This window comes from Sphingorhabdus sp. (genome assembly GCF_035329025.1).
In the GTDB taxonomy this organism is placed as follows: Bacteria; Pseudomonadota; Alphaproteobacteria; order Sphingomonadales; family Sphingomonadaceae; genus Sphingorhabdus_B.
This window is the reverse complement of record NZ_DAOLHN010000090.1, coordinates 1-3283: the sequence shown is the minus strand read 5'-3', so window position 1 is coordinate 3283 and position 3283 is coordinate 1. Positions and strand designations below refer to the sequence as shown.

Here is a 3283-nt window from a genome sequence, read left to right as displayed (position 1 = left end):
TCAGCGTGCAGGAACGCGCCAGCTATATCGGCCGCGTGCGCGATCTGGCGAAGGGTTCATGCGAGGCGTGGATGCACAAGAATGGGTGGGCGGAATGACCGACTTCCTTCTTGAACTCCGCAGCGAAGAAATCCCGGCGCGTATGCAGGATAAGGCGCGCGAGGATCTTGCGCGCCTGTTTACTGCCGAACTCGACAAGGCCGGCCTCAAGGCCGCCGAAATCATCACCTACGCGACGCCGCGCCGACTGGCGCTGATCGCCAAGGGTCTGCCACAAGAAACCGAGGCGGTGTCCGAGGAAACCAAAGGGCCCAAGGTCGGCGCGCCGCCACAGGCGATGGAGGGCTTCCTGCGCAAGGTCGGCCTGACGCAGGAGCAATTGGTCGAACGCGATGGCGTCTATTTCGCTGTGGTTGAAAAACCGGGCCGCAAGACTGCCGATGTGCTGGCCGAAGCGATCCCTGCAATCATCCGCGCCTTCCCATGGCCCAAATCGCAACGCTGGGGCGCCGCATCGATTTCGACCGAAAGCCTTCGCTGGGTCCGTCCGTTGCAGGGTATCGTCGCGCTGCTGGGTGATGATGTGGTGCCATGCGAAATTGACGGCATCGTCAGCGGTTCCGCGACCAAGGGCCATCGTTTCCATCACAGTGGCGAAGTCACCATCGGCAATGCAGGCGACTATGCGATGAAGCTGCGCGCCGCGCATGTCATCGTCGATCAGGAAGAGCGGCGGTCGATCATCCGTGCGGGCGCCGAAAAGGCTGCAGCTGATGCCGGGCTGGTGCTGGTGCCTGACGAAGGGCTGGTCAACGAGAATAGCGGCCTCACCGAATGGCCGGTGCCGATGCTCGGCCGGTTTGACCCGGCGTTCCTCGAGGTTCCCGAAGAGGTCATCCAGCTGACCGCGCGGGTGAACCAGAAATATTTCGTCTGCCATGACAAGGCGGGCAAGCTGGCCAACGCCTTTGTCTGCACCGCCAATATCGTCGCCAATGATGGCGGCGCGGCGATTGTTGCCGGCAATGAAAAGGTGCTCGCGGCGCGATTGAGCGATGCGAAGTTCTTCTGGGAACAGGACCTGAAGGTGCCGCTCGACGAGCAAGCGAAGAAGCTGTCGCAGATCACCTTCCATGAGAAGCTGGGCACCGTTGCCGACAAGGTTGAGCGCGTGGCGAAGCTGGCGCGCTGGCTGGTTGAGGAAGGCATCGTCGCCCCTGCGGAGGCAGGGGCCGCTGGCGGCGTGGCCCAGCCATTACAGAATAAACCGACAGCGGCCCCGGCCTCCGCCGGGGCGACGAAATTGGCTGACATGGCCGAACGCGCAGCCCGCCTGTGCAAGGCCGATCTGGTCACCGGCATGGTTGGCGAATTCCCCGAACTGCAAGGCATCATGGGCGGCTATTACGCCCGCGCGCAGGGCGAGGCCGATGCCGTCGCCGATGCGGTGCGCGACCATTACAAGCCGGTCGGGCAGGGTGATGATGTGCCCACCGCTCCGGTGACGGTTGCGGTGAGTTTGGCGGATAAGCTCGACAGTTTGCTTGGATTTTTCGCTATTTCCGAGCAGCCTACTGGCTCAAGAGATCCGTTTGCTTTGCGCCGTGCTGCATTAGGCACCGCGTCGCTCCTGCAGGCGAATGGATTGCGGCTTCCACTTCAGACTTTCTTGTTGGCGCACCTATCCACCTATGTTCCGGTGCTCAGTGCTGAAGTAGGCGCTACGATCGATCGTGATATTGCGGCATTCGCTGCGGCAAAAATTTCGCCTGATGCTGTCGATTTACCGGCGCTCGTTACCCAAAGACGAAGCGAAGCTATGCCGCAATCCGAAATTGATGCTTTCGTTTTTAACGCATTCCAAATTATCCCGTTTCTCGCCGACCGCCTCAAAGTCCAGCAGCGCGAGGCTGGCGTCCGGCATGACCTGATCGATGCGGTGTTTGCGCTCGGAGGAGAGGACGATCTCGTCCGCCTGCTCGCACGGGTAAAGGCATTGCAGGGCTTTGTCGGCACCGATGAAGGCACAAACCTGCTTGCGGGATACAAGCGCGCGGCGAATATATTGAAACAGGCCGAAGGCGTTGATCCCAATGCCGCAGCAACAGCCGATCTGGGCGCAGAAGAACGAGCGCTTCTCACCGCCCTCGACAGCGCCGAGCCCAAGGCTGCGGCTGCGATTGAAGCTGAAAAATTTGAAGATGCCATGGCGGCGCTCGCCTCATTGCGCGCGCCGATCGATGCCTTTTTCGAAGGCGTAATGGTGAATGATCCAGATCCGGCAAAACGGGCATTCAGGCTGGGCTTGCTGGCAAGGTTCCGTGATGCGGTGCACCGCGTTGCGGATTTTTCGAGGATTGAGGGGTAGGATCAGGTCGGGGCCATGTCACATTCTGCACCATGGTTGCCCCTGATTGTGTTTGTCATGGCCTTCCCGGCCATTTGGGCATTGACCATCTGGTTGATGGCCAAAGGCGGCTGGAGCAAATTGGCGCGTGCATATCGGACGGATAGGCAACCACCGGATGGCGTGAGCAAACAGTCCTACCAAACCGCTATTGTTGGCCAAAATATCGGGGCATTCTCTTACAAGAACTGCCTCAACGTCTGGATTGGGCGCGACAGCTTCTCGATGCGACCTTCGTCAATTTTTGGACTGTTCCACCCCATGCTGACCATTCCCTATGCGGACATTACGGGCATTGAACCGAAACAATGGATCACGCGCAAAGGCTATCGACTGACTCTGCAGAATGGTCTGCAACTGTCACTATTCGGGCCAGCAGCTGACCAGATTTTTGAAAAACAAAAGACCCTCTCGTCCCCCTCTCCCGAAAGGCCCTTGCAATGACCCAATATGTGTACCGCTTCGGCGGCGGCGTTGATGATCAAGGTGCAGGCAACAAGAACCTCCTCGGCGGCAAGGGCGCGAACCTTGACGGGATGGCTGCAATTGGCCTGCCTGTGCCCCCCGGCTTTACGATCACGACCGAGGTCTGCACCGCATATTACGCCAATGGTGAGGCCTTCCCCGATGGCCTGACCGATCAGGTCGCAAAGGGCATCGCGCATATCGAGGGCGTTACCGGCAAAAGCTTTGGCGATCCCGCCAACCCACTGCTCGTCTCGGTCCGTTCGGGCGCGCGGGTATCGATGCCCGGCATGATGGATACCGTTCTGAATCTGGGGCTTAACGACAAGACCGTCGAAGGCCTCTCCGCTTCATCGGGCGACGCGCGCTTTGCATGGGACAGCTATCGCCGCTTCATCCAGATGTATGCCG

Annotated in this window: 3 protein-coding genes and 1 pseudogene; all 4 read left to right on the top strand. The window is 59.8% G+C overall.

Going from position 1 to position 3283, the window contains the following annotated elements; translation table 11 throughout:
• Positions 1–98 (top strand): annotated as a pseudogene (locus PKC81_RS14565) (glycine--tRNA ligase subunit alpha); the annotation flags it as partial.
• Complete coding sequence (gene glyS / locus PKC81_RS14560; RefSeq protein ID WP_324337320.1) at positions 95–2368, top strand: glycine--tRNA ligase subunit beta; 2274 nt, start codon at positions 95–97, stop codon at positions 2366–2368. The pseudogene PKC81_RS14565 and the gene glyS, both read left to right, overlap by 4 nt.
• A 15-nt stretch (positions 2369–2383) precedes the next feature.
• Positions 2384–2851, top strand: coding sequence for a hypothetical protein (locus PKC81_RS14555; RefSeq protein WP_324337318.1), 468 nt, complete (start codon positions 2384–2386; stop codon positions 2849–2851).
• Positions 2848–3283, top strand: a 436-nt coding sequence (locus PKC81_RS14550; RefSeq protein WP_324337316.1) for a PEP/pyruvate-binding domain-containing protein, incomplete at its 3' end; no start/stop codon positions are given. The genes PKC81_RS14555 and PKC81_RS14550, both read left to right, overlap by 4 nt.